General features: G+C 72.4%; 15 protein-coding genes. 9 read left to right on the top strand and 6 right to left on the bottom strand.

The features are described from left to right. Positions 1 to 62: 62 nt before the first annotated feature. On the bottom strand, positions 63 to 824 hold the full coding sequence (locus tag V6U89_RS12655; protein WP_334571125.1) for a VOC family protein: 762 nt from the start codon (positions 822 to 824) through the stop codon (positions 63 to 65). 115 nt (positions 825 to 939) lie between these two features. Then, positions 940 to 3,060 carry a HelD family protein gene (locus tag V6U89_RS12650; RefSeq protein ID WP_334571124.1) on the bottom strand — a complete coding sequence of 707 codons (2,121 nt, stop codon included), beginning with the start codon at positions 3,058 to 3,060 and terminating at the stop codon, positions 940 to 942. Positions 3,061 to 3,579: 519 nt separating this feature from the next. Here V6U89_RS12650 and V6U89_RS12645 point away from each other — a divergent pair. Genes V6U89_RS12645 through V6U89_RS12635 form a run of 3 tightly spaced genes read left to right on the top strand, consistent with a single transcriptional unit; the run spans position 3,580 to position 6,391 of the window. Then, entirely contained in the window at positions 3,580 to 4,164 is a 585-nt protein-coding gene (locus V6U89_RS12645) for an ArsR/SmtB family transcription factor (RefSeq protein WP_334571123.1), read from the top strand. 40 nt (positions 4,165 to 4,204) lie between these two features. Further along, complete coding sequence (locus V6U89_RS12640; RefSeq protein WP_334571121.1) at positions 4,205 to 5,506, top strand: MFS transporter; 1,302 nt, start codon at positions 4,205 to 4,207, stop codon at positions 5,504 to 5,506. A gap of 33 nt (positions 5,507 to 5,539) precedes the next feature. Continuing rightward, positions 5,540 to 6,391 (top strand): menaquinone biosynthetic enzyme MqnA/MqnD family protein, encoded by an 852-nt coding sequence (locus V6U89_RS12635; RefSeq protein ID WP_334571120.1) that lies wholly within the window; start codon positions 5,540 to 5,542, stop codon positions 6,389 to 6,391. A gap of 10 nt (positions 6,392 to 6,401) precedes the next feature. Here the strand turns inward: V6U89_RS12635 and V6U89_RS12630 are convergent, their stop codons facing one another. Then, on the bottom strand, positions 6,402 to 7,340 hold the full coding sequence (locus V6U89_RS12630; protein ID WP_334571119.1) for a hypothetical protein: 939 nt from the start codon (positions 7,338 to 7,340) through the stop codon (positions 6,402 to 6,404). Continuing rightward, entirely contained in the window at positions 7,340 to 8,329 is a 990-nt protein-coding gene (locus tag V6U89_RS12625) for a hypothetical protein (protein WP_334571118.1), read from the bottom strand. The genes V6U89_RS12630 and V6U89_RS12625 overlap by 1 nt, the downstream gene beginning before the upstream one ends. A 368-nt stretch (positions 8,330 to 8,697) precedes the next feature. Here V6U89_RS12625 and paaA point away from each other — a divergent pair, with 368 nt between their 5' ends. From paaA to paaE, 5 genes are read left to right on the top strand one after another with little or no spacing between them, the layout of a single operon-like run. Beyond that, positions 8,698 to 9,765 (top strand): 1,2-phenylacetyl-CoA epoxidase subunit PaaA, encoded by a 1,068-nt coding sequence (gene paaA / locus V6U89_RS12620; protein ID WP_334571117.1) that lies wholly within the window; start codon positions 8,698 to 8,700, stop codon positions 9,763 to 9,765. Then, positions 9,762 to 10,049, top strand: a complete 288-nt coding sequence (gene paaB / locus V6U89_RS12615; protein WP_088959289.1) for a 1,2-phenylacetyl-CoA epoxidase subunit PaaB — start codon at positions 9,762 to 9,764, stop codon at positions 10,047 to 10,049. Before paaA ends, paaB begins: the two co-directional genes overlap by 4 nt. Then, positions 10,046 to 10,771: a 1,2-phenylacetyl-CoA epoxidase subunit PaaC gene (paaC, locus tag V6U89_RS12610; protein ID WP_334571115.1), complete on the top strand. Its 726-nt coding sequence runs from the start codon at positions 10,046 to 10,048 to the stop codon at positions 10,769 to 10,771. Before paaB ends, paaC begins: the two co-directional genes overlap by 4 nt. After that, positions 10,768 to 11,244: a 1,2-phenylacetyl-CoA epoxidase subunit PaaD gene (gene paaD / locus V6U89_RS12605; RefSeq protein WP_238447717.1), complete on the top strand. Its 477-nt coding sequence runs from the start codon at positions 10,768 to 10,770 to the stop codon at positions 11,242 to 11,244. The genes paaC and paaD overlap by 4 nt, the downstream gene beginning before the upstream one ends. Continuing rightward, a complete protein-coding gene (paaE, locus tag V6U89_RS12600; protein ID WP_334571114.1) occupies positions 11,241 to 12,350 on the top strand; it encodes a 1,2-phenylacetyl-CoA epoxidase subunit PaaE in 1,110 nt (369 codons plus the stop codon). The genes paaD and paaE overlap by 4 nt, the downstream gene beginning before the upstream one ends. A gap of 195 nt (positions 12,351 to 12,545) precedes the next feature. Here paaE and V6U89_RS12595 read toward each other — a convergent pair whose 3' ends face one another. Both V6U89_RS12595 and V6U89_RS12590 read right to left on the bottom strand, forming a co-directional pair. Then, a complete protein-coding gene (locus tag V6U89_RS12595; protein ID WP_334571113.1) occupies positions 12,546 to 13,055 on the bottom strand; it encodes a hypothetical protein in 510 nt (169 codons plus the stop codon). 59 nt (positions 13,056 to 13,114) lie between these two features. Beyond that, positions 13,115 to 13,510: a hypothetical protein gene (locus V6U89_RS12590; RefSeq protein ID WP_334571112.1), complete on the bottom strand. Its 396-nt coding sequence runs from the start codon at positions 13,508 to 13,510 to the stop codon at positions 13,115 to 13,117. A gap of 178 nt (positions 13,511 to 13,688) precedes the next feature. Here V6U89_RS12590 and mqnC point away from each other — a divergent pair, with 178 nt between their 5' ends. Further along, the gene (gene mqnC / locus V6U89_RS12585) at positions 13,689 to 14,879 is read left to right on the top strand and encodes a cyclic dehypoxanthinyl futalosine synthase (protein WP_334571111.1); all 1,191 of its coding nucleotides are present in this window, start codon (positions 13,689 to 13,691) and stop codon (positions 14,877 to 14,879) included. The last annotated feature ends 156 nt before the right edge of the window (positions 14,880 to 15,035 follow it).

The following is a 15,035-nucleotide window of genomic DNA, read 5'->3' as shown; positions in this document are numbered from 1 at the left end:
CCCGCGCCGTCGCGGGACGGTCTCGGGCCTCGACCAGGCGTGCCGGATCGCCGGCAGCGCGCTCAGGGGAGGGTGATGACGGAGAAGAGGGCGCCCTGCGGGTCGCGGAGGGCGGCCAGGCGGCCCTGGGGGATGTCCCGGGGCGGGACGAGGATGGTGCCGCCGGTCGCGGCGGCCCGGGCGGCGGTCGCGTCGGTGTCCGCCACCGCGAAGTAGACCGACCAGTAGGCCGGCATGTCGGCGGGGAAGTCGTCGCCGAGCGGCGGCATCATCCCGGCCACGATCCGCGCCCCGCACCGCCAGCCGGTGTAGGGGACCGGATCCATCGGCTCGTCCTCCGGGTGCCAGCCGAAGACCAGCTCGTAGAAGGCCTTCGCACCCTCCGGGTCCGGGGTGACCAGCTCGTTCCAGCACATCGCGCCGGGGACGTTGAACAGCTCCGCACCCCTCATCGCCATCGGCTGCCAGACGCTGAACACCGCGCCGGCCGGGTCCGCGAAGACTCCCATCCGGCCCTGGTCGAAGACGGCGAACGGGGCGACCAGCACCTGCCCGCCCGCCCGCTCGACGCGGGTGGCGGCCAGGTCGGCGTCATCGGTGGCCACGTACGTGGACCAGATCGGCACCTGGTCCGGGGTGGCGGGCGGTCCGGCGCCCGCCACCGCCCGGCCGTCCTTGAGGAAGGTCGTGTAGCCGCCCGCCTCGGGCTGCGGCGAGACCCGGCCGGTCCAGCCGAACAGCTCGGGGTAGAAGCGCTTCGCGTCCTCCAGGTCGGGGGTGGCCAGGTCGGCCCAGCAGGGCGTGCCGGGCTCGACGCCGCTCACGATGGCCCCTCTCCGCCGGTGGCGGCCGTCGACGGCACGCCCTGCCGGCATCCTGGCACCGTCCCGCCGTCGGGTGCGCAGGAAACGGACGAAAGGTCAGCCGTACCGGCGACCCTCAGTCGGCCGGGTCGGTGAGCGGGGCGGGCAGCGGCGCGGTGTGCAGCACGGCCAGCCGGGACACCGCCCGGGTCAGCACCACGTAGAGGCGGTGCAGGCCACGCGGTTCGGCGGCGACGATCGCGGCCGGCTCGACGACCACGACGTGGTCGTACTCCAGGCCCTTGACCAGCGTCGCGGGGACGACGGTGACCCGCGCCGCGGTCTCGACGTCGTCGGCGGTGGCGGTCGGGACACCGGCGGCGGCCAGCGCTGCGCGGAGCCGGTCCACCGCGTCGTCGGCGGCGATCACGCCGACGGAACCGTCGTGCGCGAGCGCCGCCCGCACCTCGGCCACGGTCGCCGCGTCCAGGTCGGTCACGGTACGCACGTCCAGCCCGCCGTCGCGGCGCAGCGACCGCGCCGGGGGTACGTCGACGGCGAGCGCGGGCAGCAGCCGGTTGGCGAACGCGACCACCGCCGCCGGCACCCGGAAGCCGACGCTCAGCGGCACCACCGCCGCGTCCGGCTTGCCCAGGTGGGCCAGGGACTCCCGCCAGTCGGTGGCCGCCCACGGGGCGGTGCCCTGGGCCAGGTCGCCGAGGAGGGTGATCGAGCCGTGCTCGCTGCGCCGGGCGATGGCCCGGCACTGCATGGGGGAGAGGTCCTGCGCCTCGTCGACCACCACGTGCCCGAAGCCGGCGGGCCGTTCGATCAGGCCGGCGGCCTCGTCGATCAGCACCGCGTCGGCAGCGGTCCACTTCGTCGCCTTCGGGGTGCGCCCGAGCCTCGTCCCGGTCCGCGCGGTGGTGTCGGTGCCGTTCAACAGCGCCTGCTCCGCCGCCGTGAGCAGCCCGTCGGCGGCGGCGGCGAGCGCCTGCGGGTCGCCGAGCAGCGTGTGCACCAGCCCCTCCGGGGTGAGCGCCGGCCAGACCGCGTCCAGGAAGGCGGTGACCGGCCGGGCCTTGGCCATCCGGCGCAGCCAGGCGTCGCTGGGTGACTCGGCCCGGCGCGCCTCGGCCTGGCGTTGCAGCAGCCCCACCACCCGGGCCCGGACGCGGTCGCGGCCGGTGGCGTACGGCAGGCCCTCCCGGTGGGTCTCCTCGACCACCCGGTGCAGCGGGTCGAGGCCGATCCGCCAGCGGAACGAGCCGTCGGACACCATGATCGGCTCGGTCGGCGCGCCGATGTGCGCGTCGACGGCCCGGCGCAGCACCGCGGCCATCCGGACGTCGTGTTTCAGCGTGGCCACGGCGGGGTGGTCGACCGCGGTCACCGGCACCCGGGTGACCAGGTCCTCGACCGTGGCCTGCTCGACCTCGACCTCGCCGAGCGCCGGCAGCACCGCCGCGATGTACGACAGGAACGCCCGGTTCGGCCCGACGATCAGCACTCCCGAGCGGCGCAGCCGCTCCCGGTGCAGGTAGAGCAGGTACGCGGCCCGGTGCAGCCCGACAGCCGTCTTGCCGGTGCCCGGCGCGCCCTGCACGCAGATCGAGTCGGCCAGGTCGGCCCGGACCAGTTCGTCCTGCTCAGGCTGGATGGTGGCGACGATGTCGCGCATCGGGCCGACGCGCGGGCGCTCGATCTCGGCGGTGAGGATCCGGCTGGCCGTGCCCAGTTCCTCGCCCCGGTCGAGGTGTTCGTCCTCGAAGCTGGTCAGCGCGCCGCCGCTGAACCCGAACCGCCGCCGGACGGCGACGCCCTGCGGGTCCCGGGCGCTGGCCCGGTAGAACGACCGGGAGACCGGGGCCCGCCAGTCCAGCACCAGCGGCTCGCCCCGCTCGTCGGTGACGTGCCGCCGGCCGACGTGGTACTCCCGTCCGGCATGGTCAGGATCCGTGTGGCCGAAGTCGAGCCGGCCGAAGAAGAGCGGGGTGCTCGGGTCGTCGGCCAGCTCCTTGACCCGCCGGGCCATGTGCCGGCCGAGCTGCTCGGCGGTGTAGGCGTCCCCGGCGACCTTGTCGCCGGTGGCGAAGAGGGCCTCGGCGCGTTCGCGCATCCGGCGCAGCGCGGCGCGGGAGGTGTCCAGGTGGGCCCGCTCGGCGGCGAGCTGCGCGTCCAGGGTGTCGGCCGGGTCGGTGTCGGCGGCGGCGGAGGGTCGGACGGGGTCGGTGGTGGGCGTGGCGGCACGGGTCATCCGAGGCGACCTTCCGGTGGCGTTCGTGTGATCGGTTGACCTGGGCCGCCCGGCGCTCCGTCAGACGCGGTACCGGCTGTGCCCGGTGAGGAAGGCGCGCGGTCCGCGCGCGGCGCTCCACGTTACGCCCCGCCCTCGACGGCGGCCACGCATTTACGCCGACCCCCGGTCGCACCTGCCGCCCTCGCCGGTCCGGCGCCTGCGCCCGAGCTACTGGCCGGCGTCGGGAGCCGGGCGCCAGCCCGGCCCTCGGGAGGTTGCGATGCTCTACACGTCGCTGTGGAGCTGATGTCGCAAACGATTCAGCCCCGGCTCGGCACGACCCGGGCATCGCACAGGGCGGGCGACAGTCGTGACGGCACCCGGTCCGGTGAGTCGTTTGCGACATCAGGTCCACAGCATGCTGTGAGGACCCAGCCGGTGGGTGCGGGCGTCGGCAGGGGCGTGGAGCGGCAGGCCGTGTCGGGCGGGACGGACCGGTGCTGGTCCCGCCGGGCGGCGGGGCGGGATCATGGGGGGATGACGGAGGCGCGGCCCGAGCAGCGCCGGATGACGATCAGTGACCCGCAGGTGATGCGGGCGCTGGCCCATCCGGCCCGAATCGCGATCATGGAACACCTGAGCACCCGGGAGGGCGGCGCGACCGCCACCGAGTGCGCCGAGGTCGTCGGCATGTCGCCGAGCGCGACCAGCTACCACCTGCGGGCGCTGGCGAAGGCCGGCCTGGTGGAGCAGGCGCCCAGCCGGGGCGACGCGCGGGAGCGGCTCTGGCGCACCGTCAGCCAGAGCTGGTTCGTCGACCCGGGCCAGGACGCGGGCCCCGAGGCCCGCGCCGCCGAGCAGGCGCTGGTGGAGGCGCACGCCGCCCGGGACATGGAGCGGACCCGGGACTGGTTGCGACGCGCCGGGGACGAGCCTCCCGAGTGGTACGACGTGGCGCTGTTCAACGACAGCCTGCTGCTGCTCACCGCCGCCGAGTTGGCCGAGCTGAACGAGGCGGTGCTGGCCCTGCTCCGGCCGTACCGGCAGCGGAACCGGCAGGCCGATCCGCCGGCCGGTGCGCGGTCGGTGGCGGTGCAGTACAAGGTGGTGCCGTTGGCGTAGGGGGTTGTGTCGATCAGGTGTGAAGGATTATTTTCGAAGTATGTACTTCACATCTGGCGGTTCTCGGTGGTCCGACGTCTGGCTGGCCGCCACCGCGCGGGGCACCACCATCTGCGGCGACTTCCTCGCCGCCACCGCGCTCGCACTCGCCCTCCAGGCCGCCGGCGCCAGCGGGCTCGCCGTCTCCGGGCTGCTGCTGGCCGCGACCCTGCCGCTGGTGGTGCTCGCCCCGCTCGCCGGGCGGCTCGCCGACCGGGTGGACAGCCGCCGGCTGCTGGTCACCGTCGGGCTGGTGCAGGCCGGGCTCTGCGCCCTGCTCGCGTTCGCCGAGCATCCGGTCCTGGTCATCGGGCTGGTCGCGCTGCTCGCCTGCGGGCTCGCGGTCACCCAGCCCTGCCTGGCCGCGCTGCTGCCGGCGATGGTGCGTTCCGACGACCTGCCCCGGGCCAGCGCGGTCAACCAGACCGCCGTCTCACTCGGCGCGCTCGCCGGCCCGGTGCTCGCCGGGCTGCTGGTCGGGCAGTTCGGCACCCGCGTACCGCTGCTGCTGGACGCCGTCAGCTACCTCGCGCTGGTGGTCGCCGGCCTGCTGCTGCGTACCCGCCGGGGTGGCCGGCGGACCGCGACCGCCACGGCCGCGACCACGACCGGACCGGCGCCGGCCTGGCGGCTGCGCCGGGACCCGCTGCTGCTGGCCATGGTCGTCACCACGGCCGCGGTGATCGCCGCGATCGGCGGCATCAACGTGATCGAGGTGTTCTTCATCCGCGACACGCTGGACAGCTCGGCCACCATCTACGGCCTGGTCGGCGCGGCCTGGATGGCCGGCATGCTGCCGGGCAGCTGGCTCGCCGCGCGGCTGGCCCGCCGGCTCACCGACGACGGCGCCCTGGTCTACGGGGTGCTGGCCACCCTCGGCGGCTGTAGCCTGATGGTGGTGCTCGCCTCCGCCGTGCCGGCGGCCGGACTGCTGGTCCCGCTCTGGCTGGTGGGCGGCGCGGCGAACGGTGGGGAGAACGTCTTCGCCAACGTGCTGACCGCCCGGCGGGCCCCCGAGGCGCTGCGGGCCCGGGCCTACGCCACCTACGGCGCGGCGGTCCAGGGCGGTTCGATGGCCGGGTACCTGGCCGGCGGCGCGCTGCTGGCGGTGCTGCCGCCGCGCCCGTTGATCGCGGTGGCCGGGGTCGCCGGCCTGCTGGTCGTGCTGGCGTTCGTGCCCGTGGTCGTCCGCGCCGTCCGGCGCGCGGGACCGGCCGTCGGCCCGGTCGAGCCGGCAGCGGTGGCCGAGCCCGGTGGACGGGCGGTGAATGCGGAGTTGGCCACTCCGGTACCGGGCCGCTGAGCAGGCCGAGGAGCACGGGGCTACGGTCGGGTCATGGTTGAACGCGTGGCGCGCCCCCGGGTCGGGCACATCCAGTTCCTGAACTGTCTGCCCATCTACTGGGGGCTGATGCGCTCCGGCGCGCTGCTCGACGTCGACCTGCACAAGGACTCGCCGGACCGGCTGAGCGCCGCGCTGGTCGCCGGCGACCTGGACATCGGGCCGATCTCGCAGGTGGAGTACCTGCGGCACGCCGACGAGCTGCTGCTCCTGCCCGACCTCGCGGTCGGCAGCGACGGGCCGGTGCTCTCGGTCAACGTGGTCTCCACCAAGCCGCTCACCGAGTTGGACGGCGGCCGGGTCGCGCTCGGCTCCACCTCGCGTACCGGGGTGCTCCTCGCCCAGCTCCTGCTCGGCGAGCGGTACGGCGTCCGCCCCGAGTACTTCCGCTGCCCGCCGGACCTGACCCAGATGCTGCTGGAGGCGGACGCGGGCGTGCTCATCGGCGACGTGGCGCTGCGCGCACTCTACGAGGCCCCGCGTCGTGGCCTGGCGGTCACCGACCTCGGGCAGGCCTGGCGGGAGTGGACCGGACTGCCGATGGTCTTCGCCGTCTGGGCGGTACGCCGCGACTTCGCCGCCGCCCATCCGGGCATGGTCAAGGAGGTGCACGAGGCGTTCCTGCGCTCCCGTGACCTGTGCCTGGCCGAGCTGGACCAGGTGGCCGAGGCGGCCGCCCGCTGGGAGCCGTTCGACGCGGCGACCCTCGCCACGTACTTCCGTACCCTCGACTTCTCCCTCGGCGAGCGGCAGGTGGCCGGGCTGCGTGAGTTCGCCCGGCGGGCCGCGGCGATCGGCGAAGCACCGGCGCTGCCGGACGGCGGTCCCGAGTTCTTCGCCGGCTGACCCAGCCGGCTCAGGTGCCCGACCGGAGCACCGCCTCGGTGATCTTCTGGCAGTTCTTCATGCCGTACGCGTAGCCCATGCCGATCGGGTAGCGGACCATCACGCCCATCGTCCAGTTGTCGCCGATGGCCAGGCAGTTGATGTGCATCTCCTGCTCGCGGGTCCGGTCGACCCAGCCGTTCTTGATGGCGATGGTCTTCCGCTCGGCCTCGGGGAACGCCTTGCGGATCCCGAAGTCACCATCGCCGCGCACCTGCCGCATCTCGTTGAGCAGCCAGTTGGTCCACTTCGGGCCGGCGGCGCGACCGTCCTTGATGCACGCACCGAGCCGGGCGGTGTCCCGGGGGGAGAGGTTCGTCCGACTCCAGCCGCCGTCCGCGGCCGGGCTGCTGTCGGTGGTCTTGCAGATGGAGACCATCCGCTTGATCGAGGGGGACCGCCCGACGCTGTTGTAGAACTTCTCGGCGAGGGTGTTGTCACTGTCCCGGATGATCCGGGTGGCCTCGGCGAGCTTGGCCTGGCTCGGCTGCTGGCCGGCGTCGTCGGCCCGGCGCAGGTAGTCGGCGACGATCCAGGACTTGATCAGCGACGCGGTGGTGCTGGTCTCGTCCATGTTCTCCGAGCCGATGATCTTCCCGGTCCGGGTGTCCAGCACGCTCCAGCCGTACCAGCCCTTGATGTCGAGGTCGATCTGCTCGTCCCCGAACGGCAGCGGCTCCAGGGACGGCGTCGGGGACGGGGTCGGCTTCGGGCGGTTGCTGCGGTCGGTGGGCTCGCCGGTGGAGCGGTCCTGGGTCGCCTCACCCCAGTGCGAGGCGGCGGCCGACTGCAGCGGTGAGCCGGGCAGCAGCCGCAGTGACACCAGCACCAGGCCGATCAGGATGGCGGCGACGGCGGCCAGCGTCAGTGGCGTGGCGTTCCGCCGGCCTCCACGGCGGCTGCCGGCCATCAGAGCTTCCCGACCGGCTGCTGCGGCACCTTCAGCGCCGCACCGGGCTGCGGCGTGACCAACTGGGTCGCGACGCTGGCGCAGACCTTCGCGCCGTACTCCAGCTTGCTGCCCTGCGGGTAGCGCAGCATCACCGCGAGGCTCCACTTGTCGGTGACCGCGAGGCAGCTGACGTGCCAGTTGCCGTCGTAGTTCAGGGCGGTCCAGCCGTTCTTGATGGCGACCGGGCCCTGCGCCTTGATCTCGGCGGGCAGGCCGTCGACGATGCCCCACTTGCCGCCGCCGGACCTGGCCTGCTGCACCTTGACGCTGCCGCGGACCTGCGCCATCTCGTTGAGCACCCACTTGGTCCACTTCGGGCCGGCCGCCTTGCCGTCGGCGATGCAGTCGCCGAGCCGGACCGCGTCCCGGGGGGACATCCGGGTGAAGCTCCACCAGCCCTCGTAGCTGGGCACGTTGCCGCGCTTGGTGTCGGTGAGGCCGCAGATGCTGATCGCCCGCTTGACCACCGGGCCGGGCTGGCCGCCCCCCGGCACCTTGTACGAGCCGCCGGCGGCCTTGTAGACCCGGTTCGCCGCGTCGTCGTTGCTGTCCCGGATCGCGAGGCTCGCGTCCTTCTTGAGCGAGGCCGAGGGCTCCTTGTCGCCGAGCTGGCGCAGGTAGTCGGAGACGATCCAGGCCTTGAGCATCGACTCGGTCGAGCTGGTCGAGGCCATGTTCTTCGAGCCGGAGATCTTCCCGGTCTGCCGGTCCATCAGGGCCCAGCCGAAGAACTCGCCCTTGAAGTTCACCGAGACCGGGCCGGCGGCCAGCGTCGGCGGCGGGGGCGCGGTGGGCGTCGGCGCGGGGACCTGCTCGGCCGTGCCGCCACCGATGCCGCCGAGGCCGCTGCCGTCGCCGGCCAGCTTCGCGTACGCGGTGGGCACCAGCAGGCCGGCGCCGAGCAGGACCGCCAAGACGGCGAGCACCATGGTCACGCGAGATCGCATGAGTGGGTGAGCTCCAGATGTCAGGGCCGGGGGGACCGGCTGTTTCCGCATGGGTCGGCTCGACCGCTGAGGCCGGGGGATGGCCGTCGTGGTGGTGCGATCGTCAGCAGCCGATCGGTGGTGACCGGGGGAAGTCTACGTCCGGACGGGCGACTCGCCAGAACCCGACGCACGGCAACTTGCCGTGAACCCGGGATAAACAGCAGGTTTGCCGCCCTTGGGAGGATTCATCTTCGGTAAGTGACGCATGTCACAGCGCGCAGCCGGTGCAGGTGTCCACCCAGAGCGGCTGTCCGGTGACGCAAAGGCTTCTCGCAATCCTGTTACACCCTCTGGTGCCGTCGGGGATGAGCTGTAACACTTGGGCCATGTATGGCAACGACTTCGCCGCCGAGGGGGACGCTCCCGGTGGTGACCTGCTCGGTCAGGTCGAGGCGGCCGAGGCGGCGCTGCGCGAGGCGGCGGCGCGCGGTCGGCGCGGCGCTCCGGAGCCCGGTGCTGACCTGGCGGCCTACTTCGCCGAGGTCATCGACGCGGACCAGAAGATCGAGCCGCGCGACTGGATGCCCGAGGCGTACCGCCGGACGTTGATCCGGCAGATCGCCCAGCACGCGCACTCCGAGATCATCGGTATGCAGCCCGAGGGGAACTGGATCAGCCGCGCCCCCTCGCTCAAGCGCAAGGCGATCCTGCTGGCCAAGGTGCAGGACGAGGCCGGCCACGGGCTCTACCTCTACGCGGCGGCCGAGACCCTCGGCATCAGCCGGGACGAACTGGTCGAGATGCTGCTCAACGGGCGGCAGAAGTACAGCTCGATCTTCAACTACCCGACGCTGACCTGGGCCGACGTCGGCGCGATCGGCTGGCTGGTGGACGGCGCCGCGATCGTCAACCAGGTGCCGCTGTGCCGCTGCTCGTACGGCCCGTACGCGCGGGCGATGATCCGGGTCTGCAAGGAGGAGTCGTTCCACCAGCGGCAGGGCTACGAGATCCTGCACACGCTGGCCCACGGCACCCCCGCGCAGAAGGCGATGGCGCAGGACGCCGTCGACCGCTGGTGGTACCCGTCACTGGCGATGTTCGGCCCGCCGGACGGCGACTCGACCCACTCCGCGCAGTCGATGGCCTGGAAGATCAAGCGCTTCTCCAACGACGAGCTGCGCCAGCGCTTCGTGGACATGTGCGTGCAGCAGGCCGAGATCCTCGGCCTCACCCTGCCCGACCCCGACCTGCGCTGGAACGACGAGCGCCAGGCCTACGACTACACCCAGCCGGACTACGACGAGCTGATGCGGGTGATCAAGGGCGAGGGCCCGTGCAACCGGCAGCGGATGGAACACCGCCGCCGTGCCCAGGCCGAGGGCGCCTGGGTACGGGAGGCCGCCGCGGCGTACGCCGCCAAGCGGGCGCAGCAGAGGGAGAAGGTGGCCGCATGAGCAAGGAGTCCTCGCCGCTGTGGGAGGTGTTCGTCCGGGCCCGGCGCGGGCTGTCGCACACCCACGTCGGCAGCCTGCACGCCCCGGACGCCGAGCTGGCCCTGCGCAACGCTCGCGACCTCTACACCCGCCGCCAGGAGGGGGTGTCGATCTGGGTGGTGCCGGCGAGCGCCATCACCGCGTCCAGCCCGGACGAGAAGGACGCCTTCTTCGACCCGGCCGCCGACAAGGTCTACCGCCACCCCACCTTCTACGAGGTGCCGGACGGGGTGGCGCACCTGTGAACGGTCTCTTCGACTTCACCCTCGCGCTCGCCGACGACGCGCTGGTCGCCGCGCAGCGGCTCGGCGAGTGGGCCACCCGCGCGCCGGAGATGGAGGAGGACATCGCGCTGGCCAACATCGCCCTCGACCAGCTCGGCGCGGCCCGCCTGCTGCTGTCGTACGCGGGCGAGCTGGAGGGCGCCGGCCGGGACGAGGACGCGCTGGCGTACCTGCGCGACGACCGCGAGTTCCGCAACTGCCTGCTGGTGGAGCTGCCCAACGGCGACTTCGCGGTGACCATGGTCAAGCTGCTGCTGCTCTCGGCGTACCAGCTGCCGCTGTACACCGCGCTGGCCGGGTGCGCCGACGAGCGGCTGGCCGCGATCGGCGCCAAGGCGCGCAAGGAGTCCGCCTACCACCTGGACCACAGCTCGCTGTGGGTGAAGCGGCTCGGCGACGGCACCGAGGAGTCGCGCCGCCGGGCCCAGGCCGCGCTGGACCAGATCTGGCCGTACCACCACGAGCTGTTCACGGCGGATCCGGCGGCGCCGGTGGACCCGGCCACCCTGCGGGCCGACTTCGACACCACCGTGTCCGCCGTGCTCGACGAGGCGACGCTGACCCGCCCGGAGACCGGCTGGGCGCCGGCCGGCGGGCGCGCCGGCGTGCACACCGAGCACCTGTCGTACCTGCTCGCCGAGATGCAGGTGCTGCACCGCGCGCACCCCGGAGCCCGGTGGTGACCGACCCCAGGGCGGCCGTGGCGGCGGTGGTGGACCCGGAGATCCGGGTCATCACCATCGACGAGCTCGGCATCCTGCGGGCGGTCGACGAGGACCCGGCCACCGGCCGGGTCGTCGTGACCATCACCCCCACCTACACCGGCTGCCCGGCGATGGACGTGATCCGCGCGGACATCCGCCGGGCGCTGGCCGCCACCGGTCACCCGGACGCCGAGGTGCGCACGGTCTACAGCCCGGCCTGGAGCACCGACTGGATCTCCGACAGCGGGCGGGCCAAGCTGGCCGCCGCCGGCATCGCCCCGCCCGCCCCGGCCCGGACCGCGACCGTGGTGCCGCTGACCCTGGCCGTCCGCTGTCCGCGCTGCGGCTCCCCGGAGACCGAGCAGGTCAGCCGCTTCGGCTCCACCGCGTGCAAGGCCCTCTGGCGCTGCCGCTCCTGCTCCGAACCCTTCGACCACCTGAAGGCGCTGTGACTGTCACCATCACCCGACCGGTCCGCCGTCGGCCGGCCTTCCACCCGCTGACCGTCGCCGCCGTCGACCGGCTGACCGACGACGCCGTGGCGATCACCTTCGCCGTGCCCGAGGAGCTGCGGGAGACCTTCGCGTTCTCCGCCGGCCAGCACCTCACCGTGCGGCGCGCGGCCGAGGACGGGACGGACGTGCGGCGGTCGTACTCGATCTGCTCGACCCCGGACGACCTGGCCCGGCACGGGCGGCTGCGGATCGGCGTGCGGGAGATCCCCGGCGGCGCGTTCTCCGCGTTCGCCTGCGGGGCGCTGCGCGGCGGCGACACCGTCGAGGTGCTGCCCCCGCTGGGGCACTTCACCACGGCGTTCGCGCCGGAGCGGGTCCGGCACTACGGCGCGGTCGTCGCCGGTTCCGGCGTCACCCCGGTGCTCTCGCTGGTCGCGACCGCCCTGGCCGTCGAGCCGGCCAGCACCTTCACCCTGGTGTACGGCAACCGCACGGCCAACACGGTGATGTTCGCCGAGGAGCTGGCCGACCTGAAGGACCGCTACCCGACCCGGCTGCACCTGGTGCACGTGCTCTCCCGCGAGCAGGGCGAGTCGCCGCTGCTGTCGGGGCGGATCGACGCCGAGCGGCTGGGCCGGCTGCTGGAGACCATCGTGCCCGGCGACGCCATCGAGGAGTGGTTCCTCTGCGGCCCGTACGACATGGTGGTGGCCGCCCGGGAGCTGCTGACCGGGCGCGGCCTGCCGGAGTCGGCGGTGCACACCGAACTGTTCCACGTCGACGCCCCGCCGGAGCCGGTGCGCCGCCCCGGTGACGAACCCGGTGCCGGGGCGGAGGTGACGATCCTGCTCGACGGGCGGTCGTCGAGCTTCACGATGGGGCGCGACGAGCGGGTGCTGGACGCGGCGCTCAAGGTCCGCGGCGAGCTGCCGTACGCCTGCAAGGGCGGCGTCTGCTCCACCTGCAAGGCGAAGGTCGTCGACGGGGCGGTGACGATGGCCCGCAACTACGCCCTGGAGCCGGACGAGGTGGCCGCCGGGTACGTGCTGACCTGCCAGTCCAGCCCGACCACCGACCGGCTCACGGTCGACTACGACGCCTGATCCGTGTTCATAGCCGTGGCACCGAGCAAATTTTGGCTTGTCAGCTGCTGAACCAGCGCGCCAGCACGGCGTTGCCTTGTCTGGAAGCTTCGGACAGAGGTAACCTGCAAATGCCAGGGGCAGTAGCTCCGTGGAAGTGGACCCGGCAGCCTTCCGGACGGTGGGTGAGCCGGGTTTCGCGCTTCTCAGCCTGGGTCAGACCTGCCGCGATTCACTGACCATGTGCCGTACGGAGTTTCGCCATCGGCCACCCTTGGCCCAGCACCAGGCCAGTGCGTCGGGAATGGCCAGCAGGCATTCCTCGTGAGCTCGTAGCTGGTCGTAACGGAGCGCGCCCGCCATCCCGGATTGCCTGACCTGCTCGAAGAGCAGGCGCTGGTCGGCCCGGAATGTCGAGTCGTCGCGTTCCAGGACGAGACGAGCGGCGCTGATCTTTGCTGCATACTCCACGAGTTCGACGAGGCAGGCTTCACGAGCAGCTCTGGCGTTTCGGTGGTCCTTCGCATCGAAGATCACGGCATGCGCGGACAGGGTGGCAAGGGCGTCGATGATCTGTCGGCGCCTGTCGTCTCTCTCCTTGTGAAAGTGGATACGGCGCTGACCGGGGAGGATCAGCTCGCGAATCGTGCGCCGGGCGGCGGTCAGGTCCGCGGGAAGCACGACTGCGGCGGCGACGAGAAGGCCCCGCTCCTTCGTCTCGTCCACGAAGACGTGCGCATTTACGGAGCTGTCGACCTTCCTCTGGCGAGCGGAGAGCTTCCGGGTCAGGCGTTGACGATGTCCCGAATTCGTTCGAGCTTCTGTTGCGGGGTCAGCGCGCCCAGGTTCTTGGTGCCGATGACGTCGAGTTCCGCTCGAACGTTGCAGTCATCGGGCTGCAGCACCGCGTCGATCACTCGTGCCCGGGGACCACCGTCGCGGACATAGATCCAGACCGTCTGCCATTGGCGTGGCTCGGTGTTCAGTTCGGCGTTGAGTCGCTGCGGAGGGAAGAAGCCGAGACCGGTCGCCCTGAGCGTCTCGGCGATCTCCGCCAGGACCCAGCGGCCGAGCTTTCGGTAGCCCAGCTCGTCCCGCAACTCGCCGAGCGTCGCTTCCGTTAGTCCACCGTCGGCTCGGCATCGGGCGGCAATGCCCGGAGCCGTGTCCATCTCGCTCACGTCCGCCTCCGCTGACATCGATGTGGGCCAGCGGAATCTTTGCGTCTGGCGAGACATGATGTTAAGCGATCCGGAAATATCTTATTTCGATCTTCCAAATATGTTGGATGCTTGGCGACGCATCACATGTCGGGGCCGGCACGACGAGGTTCACCACGGCCGACGTAGGCTCGGGGGCGTGACGGTGAGCCGGGAGATCGACGACATCCTGCAGCGCGGCGCGGACGGCGGGCGGATCACGCCCGAGGAGGCCCTGCTGCTCTACACCGAGGCGCCCTTCCACGCGCTGGGCGAGGCGGCGGACGCGGTACGCCGACGCCGCTACCCGGACGACATCGTCACGTACCTGATCGACCGCAACATCAACTACACCAACGTCTGCGTGACGGCGTGCAAGTTCTGCGCGTTCTACCGGGCCCCCAAGCACAAGGAGGGCTGGACCCACCCGACCGAGGAGATCCTGCGCCGGTGCGGCGAGGCGGTCGAGCTGGGGGCCACCCAGGTGATGCTCCAGGGCGGCCACCACCCGGACTACGGCGTCGAGTACTACGAGGAGCTCTTCTCCTCGGTCAAGCAGGCGTACCCGCAGCTCGCCATCCACTCGATCGGGCCGAGCGAGATCCTGCACATGGCGAAGGTCTCCGGCGTGAGTCTGGACGAGGCCATCGCCCGGATCAAGGCGGCCGGGCTGGACTCGATCGCCGGCGCCGGCGCCGAGATGCTGCCCGACCGGCCGCGCAAGGCCATCGCCCCGCTCAAGGAGTCCGGCGCGCGCTGGCTGGAGGTCATGGAGCTGGCCCACCGCCAGGGCATCGAGTCGACCGCGACGATGATGATGGGCACCGGCGAGACCAACGCCGAGCGGATCGAGCACCTGCGGATGATCCGCGACGTGCAGGACCGCACCCAGGGCTTCCGGGCGTTCATCCCGTGGACGTACCAGCCGGAGAACAACCACCTCAAGGGCCGCACCCAGGCGACCACGCTGGAGTACCTGCGGCTGGTCGCGGTGGCCCGGCTCTTCTTCGAAACCGTGCCGCACCTGCAGGCGTCCTGGCTGACCACCGGCAAGGACGTCGGCCAGCTCTCGCTGCACATGGGCGTGGACGACCTGGGCTCGATCATGCTGGAGGAGAACGTCATCTCCTCGGCCGGCGCGCGGCACCGCTCCAACCTGCACGAGCTGATCGCCATGATCCGTTCGGCCGGCCGGATCCCCGCCCAGCGGGACACCCTCTACCGCCGCCTCGCGGTGCACCACACCCCGGCCGACGACCCGACCGACGAGCGGGTGGTCTCGCACTTCTCCTCGATCGCCATGCCGGGCGGCGGCGCCGGTAAGTCGCTGCCGCTGGTCGACGCCCGCTGACGGGCGGCGACCCGAGCCGACACCCCGGGGGTACGTGAATACCGTCCGGGGACGCGGCGATCGGCGGCGGTCGGAATGGTGACCGGACGGCGCACGGGACAGCACGGCGGATGACGCGCCGCTAGCCTGCGGCGTACCTGTCAGCTTTCCCACGGG

It is taken from the genome of Micromonospora sp. CPCC 206171, from assembly GCF_036906755.1.
In the GTDB taxonomy this organism is placed as follows: Bacteria; Actinomycetota; Actinomycetes; order Mycobacteriales; family Micromonosporaceae; genus Micromonospora; species Micromonospora purpureochromogenes.
This window is presented reverse-complemented; position numbering and strand designations above follow the sequence as displayed.